Consider the following 16,743-nt stretch of genomic DNA (forward strand, 5'->3'; position numbering starts at 1 on the left):
TAGTTGACTGACTAATTTGTATTGCTCTTAGTCAATCACTCACATTTATTATAGCTTATTTTAATTGATAGCGGTTATTTATTTCTAAGAAAAACACAGAGTATGGTAGAATAAATGAAGATAATCTTTTTGGACAAAGAAGGAGGTAAGACGTATGTATTCTGAAGAATGTGAGTCAAATAATTTTAAAAACGGTCTTGCTATAGGTATCGGACTTGGTTTAATCAGTGGCATCACTTCAATGGTTTTGTATCAACGTAAGAAAACGTTATCAGCCGATCAAGTCTTAGAACAAGTCAAAGAATCATTCTTAAAAGAAGGCTCCATCGAGGGGTCTTGGATCTCATTTGAAAAAGAACCGACTAGAAAATTTGCGATCCATTCCAAAGCTTATCGTGGAGGGATTTCCCGCCTGGAAGACGGCGAAATCATTTGCTACGAATTTTTAGCGGATGCGTATACCGGCACCGTGTTAGAGATTTCAAGAAAAAAGAATGAATTGATTTAATAAAGCGAAGCCTCAGCCATCACCATTAACATAAAAATAGTGGTTTTATACGGGGCTTTTTACAATAGAAACAAAAAGAAGTGAAAATTCTCTCTAGGTACTAGCATTTAAGAATTTGATACAGTATTCTTAATAGAGATTTTGTTTTCTATGATTTAAGGAGAGTGAAAAATGGAACAACAAGAGAAAATTGCTGTTCTGATTCCTTGTTATAATGAAGAAGCGACGATTTCAACAGTCATTGCAGACTTTAGACGAGAATTACCGGAAGCAGAGATTTACGTATATGACAACAATTCGACTGATACCACCTATGAACTTGCCGTGGCGTGTGGGGCAATCGTCAAAAAAGAACCAAGACAAGGGAAAGGAAATGTCATTCGGCAAATGTTTTTTGATATTGATGCAGATTACTATCTCATGGTTGATGGTGATGATACCTATCCTGCCGAAGCGGTGCATGGATTACTGGATAAACTTCGCTCAGGTGAAGCGGATATGGTAATTGGTGACCGACTTTCAAATGGGACTTACTTTGACGAAAACAAACGTCCGTTTCATGATTTTGGGAACAATTTAGTGAAAAACACAATCACACGATTATATAAAACAAAAATACGAGACGTCATGACAGGCTATCGAGGATTTAATCGTATTTTTGTCAAAAGTTTCCCGATTATGAGTTCCGGATTCCAAATCGAAACTGAGCTGACGATCCATGCCTTAGACAAAAAATTCAAATTGGTCGAATTGCCGATCGATTACCGAGATCGTCCAGAAGGCAGTGAATCGAAACTGAATACATTTTCTGATGGATTCAAAGTGATCATGATGATCGTTAAAATGTGGAAAGACTACAAACCATTGATGTTTTTTGGCATCTGGACCTTTTTCTTTTTTGTATTCGGCTTATTTGCCGGCGTCCCAGTGATCCGAGAGTATATGCTGACTCACTTTATCACACGGGTACCTTCTGCTATTTTAAGTACCGGATTGATGATCCTTGCCTTACTTTCATTAGTTACTGGGTTGATTTTAGATACTGTTGTAACGAATGCCAAAAAAGAATATGAACTAAATCTCTATCATGTCTATCATGAATGTCGAAAGCAAGAACAACAGAAATAACGTAGAAATAACCAAAGAAACTAGCTGGGAAGAATCTAGCTTCTTTGGTTATTTTTTTGCTTTTTGATACGCTAGTTATTTAGCTGTCCGAATCGTCACAAACTTCGCTACTACATATTCTTCCACACCGTAAGTTCCATTTTCCCGACCAAAGCCTGAATGCTTGACCCCTCCAAATGGCGTAGCTGAATTTGAAATAGCTGTATCATTGACACCGACCATCCCATATTGGAGTTTTTGGCTAACATTCGCGATCGTATGGATATTCGTTGCGAAGAAGTAAGAAGCTAACCCAAAGATGGTATCATTGGCGTCTTTGATCACTTCCTCTTCTTCCTTAAAAGCAATCAACGGAATGACTGGTCCAAAGGTTTCTTGATAAAAGATGTCCATTTCCTTCGTGACACCATCCAAAACAGTGGGTTCAAAGAAATAGCCATGCGCATACTCGCCTTCTGTCAGTCGTTGCCCACCTGCTAAAATCTTGGCTCCTTTATCTACGGCATCTTTGATTTGTTCTTCTACCTTTTCTACACCTTCTTGATTGATCAAAGGTCCTGTCGTTGGATCATCTAAGCCATTACCAACGGATACTTGTTTGATTTTTTCGACGATCAATTTCGTAGCTTCTTCTTTGATTGCTTCATGAAGAAAAATTCGATTAGGCGACGTACATACTTGTCCGTTATTGATGAATTTTGTTTTGATCAATTGATCCGTTGCTAATTCTAAATCTGCATCTGGAAAAATAATCAACGGCGCATGTCCGCCTAGTTCCATGGAAACTTTTTTCAACGTTGATGCTGCTTGTTTATTTAAGATTTGTCCTACTTCTGTCGAACCAGTGAAAGTGATTTTTTGCACGTCTTCTGATTCGGTTAGAATTTTACCGATCGTTGAGGAGTCTCCAGTCACGATATTGACGACTCCTGGAGGAAAGCCAGCTTGATCAAAAAGCTCCATTAACGCCAATGCAGAAAGCGGTGTCGCTTTTGCTGGTTTTAAGATAACCGTGCAGCCAGCCGCGATTGCTGGAGATATCTTACGGATAATCATATTGGATGGAAAGTTCCAAGGAGTGATTGCACCTACTACTCCAACTGGTTCTTTACGTACTTGCCATTCATTGGTTGCCGGAGAAGGAATGATCTCGCCTAAGATTCTTTGCCCTTCGGCAGCATTCCACCGCAAATTTTCAACATTCGTGTTGATTTCTGAAGCAGCTTGTTTGAGTGGCTTTCCTTGTTCCATCGTCATGATCGTAGCTAAACGTTCACTGTCTTCTTCCACTAGATCTGCCATCTTGTTCATTAATTTTGCCCGTTGAGCAGGAGAAGTTTTTGACCACTCTTCAAATGCTTTCTTAGCGGCTTTGATTGCTTCGTGGGTTTCACTTTCTCCACCTTTTTGAACATTCGCTAAGGTTTCACCTGTTGCAGGGTTGATCACCTCGAAGGTACCTTCTGTTCCTGTCTGCCATTTGCCATTGATATAAAGACGAGTTTCGACTTTTGGTAAATCTCTTTTTGCCATGTGTCTCTTTCCTCCTTCTTATTCGGTACAAATCTACCCTAACACGGTTAAATTTAAAGCTCAAAGCATACGCATCAGATGACTTTCCTGCTTTTTGTTTTTAGCTGATTTCTGAATCTACTGCAGGTGCCATCATAGCTGATCCCTTTTGATTCGCTGCTCCTATCGATTCAGTTAAGTTCGGGATAGTTCCAAATTTCGCCTATCCAAAACCATTATATTTTCCACACTTTTAATGATTTTATTCGAAAATATTATAAGATAATAAAATACTTTATGTTGGAGTGAAAATGTGTGAACAAAGACAGATATAAAGAATTGAAACAAGCAGAATTAGGTGCAATCATCAGTATTGTCGCTTATATCGTAGTCTCGATACTGAAGTTGACTATCGGGAATCTCGCAAATTCTGAAGCGTTAAGAGCCGATGGCTTAAACAATTTTACGGATATCCTAGCTTCAGTTGCTGTATTGATTGGTTTGAGAATCTCACGCAAACCTGCAGACACTGAACATCGCTATGGTCACTGGAAAGCCGAAAATATTGCGAGTTTAATCACTTCGTTTATTATGTTATTGGTTGGTCTGGAAGTCTTGTACTCTTCGATTCTCTCGATTACTGACAAAAAAATGGAATCACCCGATATGACCGCAGCCATTGTTGGGATTGTCTCAGCGCTGATCATGTACGGGGTTTATCTCTTTAATAAAAAACTAGCCACAAAAGTCAACAGTCCTGGTTTATTAGCTGCTGCGAAAGACAATCTTAGTGACGCGTGGACAAGTATCGGTACAGCCGTGGCAGTGTTTGCGGCCTCCTTCAATTTGGGTTGGTTGGATAGTGCCGCTGCAATCGTCGTGGGTTTATTGATTTTAAAAACAGCGATTGATATCTTTAGAGAAAGCTCCTTTTCTTTATCTGATGGCTTTGATCAACAAAAATTAGAGCGCTACAAACAAGCAGTCAATAACATCCCGGCAGTCCAAAGCGTGAAGAGTATCAAAGGGCGTACTTATGGTTCAAATACTTATGTAGATATCACTGTTACCATGGACCCTAATTTGACTGTCAAAGAAAGTCATGATATTTCTGATTTGATCGAACACACTTTATTTGAACAATTCCAAGTCCACGAAACAGATGTACATGTCGAGCCTGTGGAGAAGTCTTGAATAGCTGATAAAAAATGAAAAAAGAATCATTCGCCTTTTTTGAAAAGCGAGTGATTCTTCTTTTTTAGCTTTCTACTAAATCATCTTCCATATCAAATTCTAGTTGTTTGGCAGCATTCAGCTGGTCACTATAATAACTCGCTAGTTCTTCCGCTGATTGTGGGGTCAAATCTTCAAATGAGAAAGTGGTGTAAGCTTCCTGTGTTTCTCGACACACTGAAGTAATCTGCAACCCTTGTTGTTGATCAACAAACATATAGTTTTCTCCCGGAATGAATGATTCCCCACCCGTTCTGATCCGAAAGCCATTAAAACTCATTTGATACATCTCAAAAATTTTCGAATCATAGGATAACTGACGATTGACTGTAATACTTAATGCTTCACTGTCACTTTCAATATCTCGGTTTTTACCGATCGTGATGGCATAAAACAAGCCATAAAGATTATAGACTGACCATACTAACGTAACAATATAACCAAATTCATAGCCTTCCCCACGAATCAATCGGTAAAGAGCAATGATACAAGCAAAAAGAATCCAGCAAAAAAGAACGATATGCGGTAACACCGTACGCCAATCAAATGCGTTACTCCCGACAATTTCTTTTTTCGTTACGTTGAATTTCTTTTGTGGTTTGAAAAATTCTTTTAATAATGCTCCTGTGTGGATCGGTGCCACAAAGCAATCATAAATGTGAGAACTCGTCAGATTTCTTATTTTAGGCACGTATAACCTAAAGGATAAGGTGATCATAACAAACGGCGGTAAAAAGAATAGTAACAATTGATGGTTGTTACTTCTTACAATAAAAATATCAAAAACCATAAACAGCGTAGGAGCTAATAAAAAAATAATTTTTTGGAAAGAAGTAAACCAATACAAATAAGAGTTGTAATAACATAATTTTTGCATCAATGACAACCCTTTTAACTTTCGTGGCTTGAAGTGGTCAAAAATCTGCTTCGTACCTTGTGCCCAACGCGAGCGTTGGGAAGCTAGTTCTTTCGCTGTATAAGGGGTAATTCCCAATGCATAAGCCTTGTTGATAAAGAGGGTCTCGTAACCGGCATTTTGTAACAACATCCCTGTCGCCATGTCTTCTGTAATACTATTCGTTGGAACCCCACCGATTTCTTCTAAAGCACTTCTTCTAATAATTGCATTTGTCCCGATATGGATCAGGGCATTTTCTCGAGAAAGAGCTGGCTCCAAAAAGCGCATAAATAATTCTTGCTCATTATAAAAGGAATTTCTTAAAAGCTGAAATGGATCTTTATTATAGAAGGTTTGAGGATATTGAACGAGTGCCATTTTAGGATTTTTGAAATAATTAACGGCTTCAAAAATGATATTTTTTTTGACAATAAAATCTGCATCCAATAGTAGTACGAGGTCACTAGTCGTTTGTGAGAGTGCATAGTTGATGTTGCCAGCTTTCGCATGCTCATTGCCCTCTCGTGATAAATAACCGATGGAAAAACGTTCTGCCATCTCTTTTAATTCCTCACGATGACCGTCATCGCAAATATATATTTTTTTATTGGGATATCGTAACGCTTTGACAGCCAAAGCCGTGGCGATCACTAATTTACTATTTTCGTTATACGTACAAATAAACGCCGCAACACTTGGTTGAAAACTCTCGTCATAGGCCTCATAGAGATGTTCATTTGACAATTTATTCGAAAATAGGTAAATAAAAAAACCGTAGACAAATAACCCGATAAATTCTGCAATGTAAAGAATGATCCCAAATATTAAAGAAACAGAACTATCTATTGGTATGGTATAAAACAAGCGCCATATCAAATAAACAACTAAAAAAGTAATCGTGATCTTTGAAAAAAGTTGTTTGACAAAATCATATTTTTTTGCCAACAAATACAACAATATAATTATTAAAAACAACCCCGTCAGATAGTACAATTCCACATTATCTCCTCCTTTATGTTTATATTAAACATTATAATGGTTATTATAAAAAACAGTTAGTAAACGGTTTCTCTGAATCATTTAGCTGTTTTTTTTTAAATCATTTAGTTATGCACCAAAAAAACTGTAGTAAAAGACGACTTTCGTCTTCTGCTACAGTCACTTGTTTGCTAGTCCTTTTCAGTTGCATCATTCACTTTTTCGTTCTGGACTTTTCCATGTGCCACTTCCGTATCCTAAAATCGTTTTGATTGCTGGGATAAAGGTCGTCATGATAGTGATCGCATTGACCATCCAGAATAACAACATATACAATGGGGCAAATAACATATATTTCAATTTTCTTCCTTGATCGTCTACCACCAAAGATGCAATCAGTTGAAGGATGCCTGAGATCATTTCGAAGCAAACAAACAGAAAACTAATCGTCAATGTCCGATAGATTTGTTCAAAATTTCCTTGATAAAGATAAATACCCATTAAAATAATAAAAACGAAAAATGAAATACAAAAGAACAACGACCAAATAATACTAAAAGTTTGATCAATAAACATGAACGTCCTGCCGATATTTTCAAAAGGATGGAAGAGGACTTTTTTAAAATTCGTCAACCAGACTTCCGTCCCCCCTTTTGCCCAACGTTTTCTCTGACGATAAAGCATCGGCAAACTTACTGGGACTTCCATAAAAAAAATGATCGTTGGGGCAAACACTGAGATCCAACCATTCAGCTGATGATCCCACGCAATACTGATATCTTCTGTCGCCCGATCTTGACGAAAGCCGCCAACATCGATCAATGCGTCTTTTCGATACATAGTATTTGCCCCACTGTACGCATAAAGACCGCCAAGTACACCTGCTTGTGTTCGTTTGATGATCCCTACGATGCTCGAAAATTCAACAGTCTGGGATTTTCCAAGTAAAGACGTACGATTTTTCACGTCCATATTGGCAGTAACAGCAGAGATATTTCTACCACCAGGGCGAATAAAGTAATTCACATAATTTGACAAAGCATCTGGTTCAGGTACCGTATCCGCATCATTGCTTAAGATCAACCGACCTTTGGCAAAAGCCATCCCAATATCAAATGCGTGAGCTTTCCCCTTATTTTTATCAATGCGGATCACTCGTAATTTGGGGTATTTTTTTTGTAAACGAGCTAATATTGCCGGGGTTTCGTCCGTTGAACCATCATCTGTCACTAACACTTCATAATTCCCATAATTGATTTTTGTCATTAAATAATCGATTGTGTCTTCAATCACCACTTCTTCATTGTGGGCCGGTACCATGATCGTGATAAACGGTTCGACCTCTGTCGGAATCTCCGCCCAATCAATGTGCTTATATTTAAATAAAAACGAATAGCATAATACCCCAATAAACCATGCAAAACTGCCAAGGATTGGGTAAGAAACAAGGATAAAATAAATGATCGTAGCTACAAAATCCAGTAGTTCATTACCTGTATGAATGACTCTGACCATTAGAGTTCGACCCCCTCGTTTTTGTAGAGGTTTTCGATCAAATCTTTTTCAAGATTTTGCTCTTCTGATACTACGTAATAGCATACTGCCTCACGCTCTTCCTTAGGACCAAAGCGCATGCTGAATTCCGTTTCTAAAATATCTCGACGCTTTTCTAATTTTTCTTCATCATACATTTTTTCACTTCTTAGCATCGTTTGGTAACGACGATTATTCCAACGAGTCATGAATAAGAATAAAAGAACAAAGCCTAAAAAAGCAACCGCTAAAAATAGCAACAAAAAAGAAAACGTTTTTCGTTCTTCCGGAAACGAATGCCATTGTAATCCTCTCCCTTTCATTGAAGCCCGAAACGAAATAGTTACCCAAACAAATGGAAAAATCACGCCACACCATCCTAGAATCGCAACAATCCATTGCTTGATTTTTAACCGTCGATTTCCTTTGGCAAAAAACTTATCCTTAATCAAAAGAGTTGCTACTTCTTCACGTTTTATTCGAGTATTCATTTTTCTCCCACCTTTAAAAAATAAATTTAGTCCCCTTTTATAAAAACCTTTACATTTTTTGATGATGACAGCTAGACGAACAATTCATCAAAATGACCAACTAGACCTTACTTATACTTTACTTTTATTGTATTTATTTAAATTTGTTTATTTAATAGTAGCTTGTTTCTTGAAATATGTATGAGATTTGATCTTGACGTTAAGGTTTTCTTAATAAATTAAAATAACTAAAATAATAAAAATATAAAACAAGTTATCTTAGCGAGTCTCACTAAAGATAACTTGTTTTTTCTCTATTGATCTGTTACCAAAGAAATAACGACAGTTTTCATTGCTCGAGATATAGCCGTGTACATTTGCCTTCTTTCACGTGGGGTATTCGGTTCAGCTGTTAGATAAATCAGTACGTGATCAAATTCGAGTCCTTTAGAAAGACTCAATGGGCGTACTTGGATGTTCAGCTGATTGTTCCGCTCTACTTTTTGTTGTATCATTGCGGCTTGCTGTTCTTCCAATGTAATGACTGTTAATTGTTCACCCGTGTGCTGTTGTCGTTCATTGACCTGACTGAGCCACTGATCGAAAGTCGCTGCAGTCACAAATTCCGGCTCTTCCCCATAAGGACGAACGGGAACAATAGCGATCTTTTCTTTTTCCCCTGAATATTGGGTAAAGAGAGTCGTGATTGCCCCGCTTGAACGATAACTATTCAATAAATCATATCTCGTTACAGATCGTCCAGCCGTTGAAAAATAGCTTTCAATTGCTTCAAAAGAAGTCGTGGAATTAAAAATCCCCTGATTTTCATCTCCTACGAGTGTAAAGCGAGCGTTGGGGAAGACGTTTAACAAGAGCAAAAGTTGCGCACTCGTATAGTCTTGCACCTCATCGATCAACACGAACTTTTTGACTTGGGTGATTTTTTCGATCAGCAGATGGCGTACATGCAAACGTGCGACGGCTTCATCTAATGTACAAGGAGTTGTTCGCTGATACTTATTCCCAGTGTAACTTTGATAAATCTCCTCAAATAAAAATTGTTCATCGACCCACGCCATCTGTTTGATTTGTTTCGTTACTGTTCGATATTTTCTTTGAAGCAATTGTTTGCCATAACTGACTAATTTCTCTGGCGATTCATCGGTGATCAACTGTTGGAAATACTTTTGTTGCATCTCTTCTGGTAAGGATAATAATTGATCTTTAATGGCGTCACTACCTGCTTGTTTCAGCAATTGCTTTTCCCAGTAGCGCAACAATCGGTCTTTAGTCGCTTGAAGTTTTTCTCTTAGATTCGGGTAATCGGGCGTGCTATCATAGATTTTTTTGATCACTTCTTTTGAGATCACGATTTTTTCCTTCTTTTTGATGGCTAAAAAGCAATCAGCCTGTTCAGTAAACAAGGAAGTCGCTTGCTCGATCTGCTTCATAAATGCCTGACTTCTGAGAACTGCTGTCTGGTCATCCACATCCGTCTGCGTAATCCGATGAAAATAAGCTTTTTCTGACTCAACATTCCCTAAAAAAAGTTGATCCACCAACTGAAGCATCGTGACATTCAACGGATTTTTTTCACCTAACGAAGGTAATACCTTACCGATATAATCAATAAATTGATGGTTCGGTGACAAAATCAGCAAATCATCCGCAGAAAGTTGGTTTCGGTATTGATAAAGCAAATAAGCAATTCGCTGCATGATCGTTGAGGTTTTCCCACTGCCTGCCACGCCATTGACTAAGATATTTTGGCTTGTAGTGTCTCGGATGATCGTATTTTGTTCGGATTGGATCGTAGCCGTGATTGCCTTCATCTCTGACGTCTCACTTTGTTCTAAAGCATCAAGTAAGACATCGTCTTGGATTGCTACCGAGGTGTCAAAAAAGTGGAGCAATTGATCTTTTTTGATGATAAATTGACGTCGTTCATGGATCATTACCTCAATTTGGTTTTGATTCACTAAATAAGAAGACTGACCTAAATCATTGTTATAGAAAAGAGAAGCAATCGGCGAACGCCAATCATAAACCAAGGTTTCATCCTCATCATTAGTAAAGTTAGCCGTCCCAATATAAAAAGCTTCGTGACTGTTTTTCCCTTGTGCTTCTTCCTCTAAAAAATCAATTTCGATCTTCCCAAAATAGGGACTCATCAATAGCCGTTCGATTTTTTTCAAAGTCTCATTAGCTGATTGGATCTTGAGATTCAATTGATCGATTTCGCGATTTTTCATCTCAATCAGTGAATACGTATCAAGATTGTCTAAATAACTATCAAAATTGAGCCGAATATCTTCGGACATCGTTTGTAAAGAATCCCGTCCGTACGCACTGGTTTCTTGTAATAGTTGCTGATACTCTTCCTGCTTTTCTAGTAATTGCCGATAAACTGACGCTAGATAGGCTTCTTCTAAATTTCGTGTGTTGACCATACACATTCTCCTTTGATTCGAAGTAGTAGAACTAACCAGTCTAGCGCCATTTTACTAAGAATGCAAGGCAAAGCTCTATTTTTCTGGATAAATCAAGTCTTCTGGACGAACAGCGTGATACAAAGCAAAGGCGCCATCGAGATTTTGCACCTTAAAGCCTGCTTGTTTCAAGATACGTTCTGCTAAGTAACTACGTAGTCCACTATGACAGCTGACAATGTATTCTTTCTCATGGTCTAATTCCGCCAATCGACAGCGTAAATCATTTAAAGGAATATTCAGCGCATCTTTAAAAGCACCGTTTTGCAACTCGCCTTCATTACGAACATCGAGTAAAATTTTTCCTTGTGCAAGTGCTTCTGGCAATTCATGCCATTGGATCGTCTCGCTTAGCCCTTCTGCGACATTCATGGCCACATATCCCAACATATTCACTGGATCTTTCGCAGAACCAAAAGGTGGCGCATAGGTAAATTCTAATTCCGGTAAATCAAAAATCGTTAGTTGTCCTTTGATGGCTGTGGCTAAACTATCGATTCGTTTATCAACACCTTTGGCACCGACTCCTTGTGCGCCATAGATTTCACCTGTCTTAGGATGAAAGATCAGTTTTAACAAAATATCTGTAGCTTTAGGATAGTAACTAGCATGGTCTTTCCCAGAAACATGGACTACTGAGAAAGGTAAGTTGGCTTGTTGGGCCATTCTTTCTGTTAATCCAGTAGAAGCGGCAGCAAGGTCAAAGACCCGCACAATTGACGTACCAAGACTTCCTCGATTGTTACGAACGATTCCCGCTATATTATCTGCTGCTTGTCGCCCTTGACGGTTAGCAGGAGAAGCAAGAGAAATCAACGCATCGGCACCTGTAATTTGTTGTTTGACAACGATGGCATCTCCCACCGCATAGATGGAAGGATCACTTGTTTGGTAGTATTCATTGACTACGATCCCCCCACGCAGCCCTGTTTCAAGTCCAGCCATTTTTGCCAATGTACTGTCTGGCTGAACGCCTACTGAGAGGATCGTTAAATCAGAATCGATCGTTGTGCCATCATCCAAGCGTAACTGCTTGCCACCATGTTCAAAAGCAGTGACAGAACGTTTTGTTTGGACATGGACGCCTTGTTTAATGAGTTCATTTTGGATATGCACCGCCATTTCTTCATCTAAAGAAGGCAGGACATGTGGTGCCAGTTCTACAATTGAAACTGCCAGTCCACGTTTTTTTAAATTCTCTGCCATTTCCAATCCGATAAAGCCTGCCCCTACTACGACAGCTTTTTTGGGTTGTTCTTCAAGAGCAGTCATTACCAAATCAATATCCGGTACATTTCTAACAGTATAAACATTTTTGGCTTCTGCTAATCCTGAAATAGCTGGTCTGACTGGTTTTGCCCCTGGGGAAAGAAGCAATACATCATAACTCTCCTGCCATTTTTTCCCGTCAGATAAAACTTCAACTTTCTTTTCATCTGGATAAACGGCTGTGACTTCATGATTGGGACGCACATCTAATTGAAAACGAGCAGCCAATGATTCTGGTGTTTGTACCAAAAGATTCTCTCTCTCACTGATCTCACCAGAGAGATAATAAGGTAACCCGCAATTGGCAAATGAGACATACGGTCCTTTTTCAAACACGACGATTTCAGCATCTTCTTTTAAACGACGTAATCTAGTAGCAGCAGACATCCCCCCTGCTACCCCGCCGACAATAACAATTTTCATTTATTTCCCTCCTACTGTTGGTTCAAACCATTGATTCATTCCACCACGTACATTGATAACATCATACCCCATTTTCTTCAACTCTTTCGTAGCTTGTTTGCTCCGCATTCCCGATTGACAGATGACATAGACAGGCGCTTCTTGTTTTCCTTTGAAACTTAGAATACGTTGAAGTGGAATATTTTTCGCTTGTCTGATATGCCCCCCTTGGTATTCCGCTGGTGTTCTTACATCGAGCAACTGAATAGAACCATTCAATTTTTCTTTTAATTCCGCTGTTGAGATTGATTTTACTGTTTGAAATAGTGACATCTTGATTTCCACCTTTTTTATTTTTGTAAATACCTTATGGGGTATATTCAACACAAAAAAGAGAGAATTGTCAACTATTCAAATTCTAGTTTTTTTAAATCGTCATAATTATTTACAAAATATACCTACATAGGGTATCATCTCACTAGAAGCATAAAGGAGGTTTTCAAATGGAAATCAATGACAAGAACATCATCAATCGACTAAAACGAACAGAAGGACAAATTCGCGGCATCCAAAAGATGATTGAAGAAGAGAAAGACTGTATGGCAATTATCACACAATTAAGTGCCGTTCGTTCTAGCATTGATCGTGTCATGGGAATGATCGTGGCAGAAAACTTAAAAGACTGTTTGGAGCATCCAGAAAACAGCGCAGAAGAGCAAGCCAAAAAAATGGAACAAGCGATCAACTTGATCATCAAAAAATAAGGAGAGGCTCAAATGAAAGTTGTTTTTCATATCGATGAAACGAGAAAGTGGCATGAAACGATGAATAACGTCAAGAACCTATTGAAAATCGCTCCTGAAACGACGATTGTGGTTAGTGTCAACGGTGAAGGCATCACCGGCTACCTTGATCCAGCAAATGAAGAATTTCTTGCTTTAGGGGTTACCTTCCACGCTTGTGCGAATGCGCTACGTGGCAATCATATCAGTACAGAATCCTTGCCTGAAAAAGTCATCGTGGTACCAGCTGGTATTTTAGACCTCATTGAATTACAAGAAAAAGGCTATGCTTATATCAAACCTTAAGACTACTAGCTTCGAGAGTTAAGCAAGGTTCTCCTACAGAATTTAAAACAATGAGCGGAAATCCATCCCCTCATCAAGTAAAAGAACTCAAACCACTTCCTTGGTTTGAGTTCTTTTATTTGTATTTGAGACATTACTCTCTTAATTCAATAGTTTATGATATTCACGGATATACAAAATGAAGGATTGAAGCAAGCTATAAGTGATCAATCCAAAGATCCAATTGACCCAGACCGCCGAAAGATCGGGAAACAACAGTAAAAGCACCATGCCTGCGTAAATGACCGCAGTTGCTAATTTCCCATACCATTTTGCCCCATCTAATTTCACATTTTTTCTCAATCCAATGATACCAGCAAAAAACATGAACCCTTCTTTGATCAGAAATAAACCGAATATCCACCAAATCATCGGTCGATACCAAGCCATGGAAAGGATCAAGACCAGTTGCGTCAACTTGTCTGCCACTGGATCTAATAATTTCCCCAATTCCGTGATTTGGTTGAACTTACGAGCAATAAATCCATCTAAAAAGTCAGTGATTCCTGATAGAGCAATCAAGATACCGGCAAGCATAAACGATTGCTCTAAAACAAAGTAAAAATAAAACGGCAAAAGAACCACACGAAAAATTGATAAAAGATTAGGGATCGTTCCTATTTCTTTTCGCCAATTCGAAGTCAGTTTCATCCATGACATCTCCCTAAATAAACTTTGTTCCATTTTAACCTAAATCGGTACAAGTGCCAATTTTTTCCCGTTGTCTAAAGTTATGAGTAACACTCCAATTTAGCTATTCACATACTTGGATCATAAAAACTACTGGAACGACTGTCGAAAAAAGACGAGAGCTATTGGCTATTCCTCTTTAAAACAATGTCTTCATTTAACCCCTAGTCTCTTTTTTCTCGTCGTTCTTTAGCTTCTTTGGCTAATTTTTTATGCGCTTTTTTCGATCCTCGTGCTAGATCTCTTTGCCATTTTCTAGTTTGAAAGTCTGTAAACAAATGGTCTAATTCATAACCGACTGGATATAACTTTTCTGCTGACATCTTTAACGTGAGACGTTTTCGTGGGACGTTGATTAACTCTTTATCCAAGAAAATCGTAACCGTTTCTTCTGCTGTATCTTCATAAACTAAGGCTTCTTGTTGGTGGACCGCAGAATATACCCGATCCCCTTTCGAAAATTGCTGCACTTGTGTCTTCGTCCTAGGCACGTTTACTTTCGTTGTCTGAAACACTTTTTTGGTTGTCCGATAAGCTTTATGCTGGATATAATATTGGACTTGTTCGATTAAGGTTTGCGACATGTTCATTTTTTGAGCGATCCATAGCGCTTGGCTTTCTCCTGTTTCCCCCACTTGAAGAAGGTATTTAGGTTTCAATGCTTCTTTATCAAATGCCATTGCGGCTGGAATAAAATCTTCATGATCATTCGCAAATTTTTTGATTTCGCCATAATGAGTAGTTGCAACGATCAGTGCCCCTTGTTCATACATGGCTTCCATGATAGCAACTGCTAGCGCCGCCCCTTCATTAGGTTCTGTGCCACTGCCGATCTCATCAAGTAATACAAGGGTATTTCTACTCACCTTGCGTAACATCTCGGCAATATTTTGCATATGACCAGAAAACGTACTTAACGCATTCTCGATCGTTTGCTGATCGCCAATATCCACAAAAATCTCATCGAAAACAGCTAGCTCTGTTCCTTCGGCTGCCGGAACCTGTAAACCAAACATCGCCATCAACGTCAATAACCCCACTGTCTTTAATACGACAGTCTTACCACCTGCATTCGCTCCAGTGATCACTAATCCTCGATAGTCATTACCAAGTTCAAAGTCTAACGGAACAGCCTTCCCTTGGATCAGTGGATGCCTTCCTTGTTTGATCTTGATGTATTCTGATTGATTGATCCGTGGTGTCACACCATGGATTTCTCGACTATACTTCCCTCTGGCGAAAATGATATCTAATCTAGTAATCGTTTCGATAATCAAATCGATTGCTTGTTCTTGTTCTGCTAAAGCACCAGTCAAATAAGCTAAAACTTGATATTCTTCTGCTATTTCTTCTGCTTTTAACAATTGATAATTCATACTCGCTTTTTCCACAGCCGTTGGTTCGATAAAGACGGTCGTTCCTTTATTTGACTGTTCAATAATCGTGCCTGGCACTTTGTTTTTATAACTAGCTTTGATTGGGATCGTATAGTGATCGCCTTTTTGAACAATCATTGCTTCTTGGATCATTTCTTTGTTATGCGGATGTCTTAGAAACTTTAAAAGACGATCCTGGATTTCTTTTTCTGTTAATTGTAATTGTTTTCGTACTTTCCGTAAATTTCGTGAGGCTTCATCACTCACTTTTTGGTTCTTGATTTGTTGATAGATCAACTCTTCGACCATCGACAAATCAGGCATATTCTTACTATACACATGCAACAAGGGTGTTTGATATTGATTTTTTTCAAAAAAACGACGGATCATTCGACTACTTCTTAAAAAGTCTGCATACTCGATCAATTCAGTTGGTGTCAGTAAAAAGCCTTTTTTCACTTGGGAAGTCAACGCATCAATCCGTGTCAATCCCATAAAGGGAACGTGTTGCTGACTTTCTAAGATTTGTCGCGCTTCTTTTGTTTCTTCTTGGCGATTTTTGACTGTCTGTAGATTAGTTTGCGGGGTCATTTCTTCGATACGCTTTTTGCTATATTGTCCAATAGCTCGTTTTTTCACTTCTTCTTTGATTTGATTAAATTGTAATTTATCGATTGTTTGTTTCATATTCTCTCCTTTTTTGAAGAGATACCTGTCCTAAAATAAATAAGACCTAGGAAAAATAAAAAGATGAGGAACATCTCAAATAAGACGCGCCCCATCCCTCATTAATAGAATTGTTGGTTATGAAATGACAGGTATCATCTATAAGCATGCCAAATAAGCTTACGGCTCTATTGGCTATTCAACTTACTACGTTAGATACCTGCTACACTCATCAAAATACCTCATTCATCTAGGTTTTATTTATTTTCAAATTCACTATAGCAAGTTTAGCTGTCACTGTCAATCAATAACGAAAGCCCTTTTTTCATTCTGGTTAGTTCAATCAAGACCCATGAACAAATCTAAAAAAATTTTCTGGTTGTCAGCAAAGCGCCCGTTGATTTTGCGATCTTCAATAACCCATTTTTAAAACGCTGCTCTTTGTCAAGTGCTAAAAAACGGTA

Annotated in this window: 14 protein-coding genes; 5 read left to right on the forward strand and 9 right to left on the reverse strand. The window is 38.5% G+C overall.

Annotation, left to right across the window (positions count from 1 at the left end; all coding sequences use genetic code 11):
• Positions 1-154: 154 nt before the first annotated feature.
• Both IGJ23_RS11765 and IGJ23_RS11770 read left to right on the forward strand, forming a co-directional pair.
• Positions 155-508 carry a PepSY domain-containing protein gene (locus IGJ23_RS11765; RefSeq protein ID WP_002317104.1) on the forward strand — a complete coding sequence of 118 codons (354 nt, stop codon included), beginning with the start codon at positions 155-157 and terminating at the stop codon, positions 506-508.
• A gap of 171 nt (positions 509-679) precedes the next feature.
• Positions 680-1,636: a glycosyltransferase family 2 protein gene (locus IGJ23_RS11770; RefSeq protein WP_002317103.1), complete on the forward strand. Its 957-nt coding sequence runs from the start codon at positions 680-682 to the stop codon at positions 1,634-1,636.
• A 75-nt stretch (positions 1,637-1,711) separates the two neighbouring features.
• On the opposite strand, the gene IGJ23_RS11775 is transcribed toward IGJ23_RS11770, so the two are convergent.
• On the reverse strand, positions 1,712-3,169 hold the full coding sequence (locus tag IGJ23_RS11775) for an NAD-dependent succinate-semialdehyde dehydrogenase (protein WP_010737042.1): 1,458 nt from the start codon (positions 3,167-3,169) through the stop codon (positions 1,712-1,714).
• Positions 3,170-3,463: 294 nt separating this feature from the next.
• Here IGJ23_RS11775 and IGJ23_RS11780 point away from each other — a divergent pair, with 294 nt between their 5' ends.
• Entirely contained in the window at positions 3,464-4,342 is an 879-nt protein-coding gene (locus tag IGJ23_RS11780) for a cation diffusion facilitator family transporter (RefSeq protein ID WP_438775004.1), read from the forward strand.
• Positions 4,343-4,406: 64 nt separating this feature from the next.
• Here the strand turns inward: IGJ23_RS11780 and IGJ23_RS11785 are convergent, their stop codons facing one another.
• The 6 genes from IGJ23_RS11785 to IGJ23_RS11810 all read right to left on the reverse strand — a co-directional run bounded on the left by IGJ23_RS11785 (position 4,407) and on the right by IGJ23_RS11810 (position 12,753).
• Entirely contained in the window at positions 4,407-6,278 is a 1,872-nt protein-coding gene (locus IGJ23_RS11785) for a glycosyltransferase (RefSeq protein WP_438775005.1), read from the reverse strand.
• Between the two features lie 189 nt (positions 6,279-6,467).
• Positions 6,468-7,772 (reverse strand): glycosyltransferase family 2 protein, encoded by a 1,305-nt coding sequence (locus tag IGJ23_RS11790; RefSeq protein ID WP_063627586.1) that lies wholly within the window; start codon positions 7,770-7,772, stop codon positions 6,468-6,470.
• On the reverse strand, positions 7,772-8,281 hold the full coding sequence (locus IGJ23_RS11795) for a hypothetical protein (protein ID WP_053766223.1): 510 nt from the start codon (positions 8,279-8,281) through the stop codon (positions 7,772-7,774). Before IGJ23_RS11795 ends, IGJ23_RS11790 begins: the two co-directional genes overlap by 1 nt.
• Before the next feature lie 293 nt (positions 8,282-8,574).
• On the reverse strand, positions 8,575-10,710 hold the full coding sequence (locus IGJ23_RS11800; protein WP_438775006.1) for a HelD family protein: 2,136 nt from the start codon (positions 10,708-10,710) through the stop codon (positions 8,575-8,577).
• Positions 10,711-10,785: 75 nt separating this feature from the next.
• Positions 10,786-12,441, reverse strand: coding sequence for an FAD-dependent oxidoreductase (locus IGJ23_RS11805; protein ID WP_438775007.1), 1,656 nt, complete (start codon positions 12,439-12,441; stop codon positions 10,786-10,788).
• A complete protein-coding gene (locus IGJ23_RS11810) occupies positions 12,442-12,753 on the reverse strand; it encodes a rhodanese-like domain-containing protein (protein WP_063627589.1) in 312 nt (103 codons plus the stop codon).
• Between the two features lie 170 nt (positions 12,754-12,923).
• On the opposite strand from IGJ23_RS11810, the gene IGJ23_RS11815 reads away from it, so the two are divergent.
• Both IGJ23_RS11815 and IGJ23_RS11820 read left to right on the forward strand, forming a co-directional pair.
• Positions 12,924-13,184: a metal-sensitive transcriptional regulator gene (locus IGJ23_RS11815; RefSeq protein WP_010737033.1), complete on the forward strand. Its 261-nt coding sequence runs from the start codon at positions 12,924-12,926 to the stop codon at positions 13,182-13,184.
• Between the two features lie 12 nt (positions 13,185-13,196).
• A complete protein-coding gene (locus IGJ23_RS11820) occupies positions 13,197-13,508 on the forward strand; it encodes a DsrE family protein (protein WP_010720957.1) in 312 nt (103 codons plus the stop codon).
• Positions 13,509-13,649: 141 nt separating this feature from the next.
• Here the strand turns inward: IGJ23_RS11820 and IGJ23_RS11825 are convergent, their stop codons facing one another.
• On the reverse strand, positions 13,650-14,198 hold the full coding sequence (locus IGJ23_RS11825) for a CDP-alcohol phosphatidyltransferase family protein (RefSeq protein WP_010720958.1): 549 nt from the start codon (positions 14,196-14,198) through the stop codon (positions 13,650-13,652).
• Positions 14,199-14,401: 203 nt separating this feature from the next.
• Positions 14,402-16,300, reverse strand: coding sequence for an endonuclease MutS2 (locus IGJ23_RS11830; RefSeq protein ID WP_438775008.1), 1,899 nt, complete (start codon positions 16,298-16,300; stop codon positions 14,402-14,404).
• Positions 16,301-16,743: the final 443 nt, after the last annotated feature.

Origin of the sequence: Enterococcus sp. DIV1682a (genome assembly GCF_051711005.1) — a bacterium.
Classification (GTDB): domain Bacteria; phylum Bacillota; class Bacilli; order Lactobacillales; family Enterococcaceae; genus Enterococcus_B; species Enterococcus_B hirae.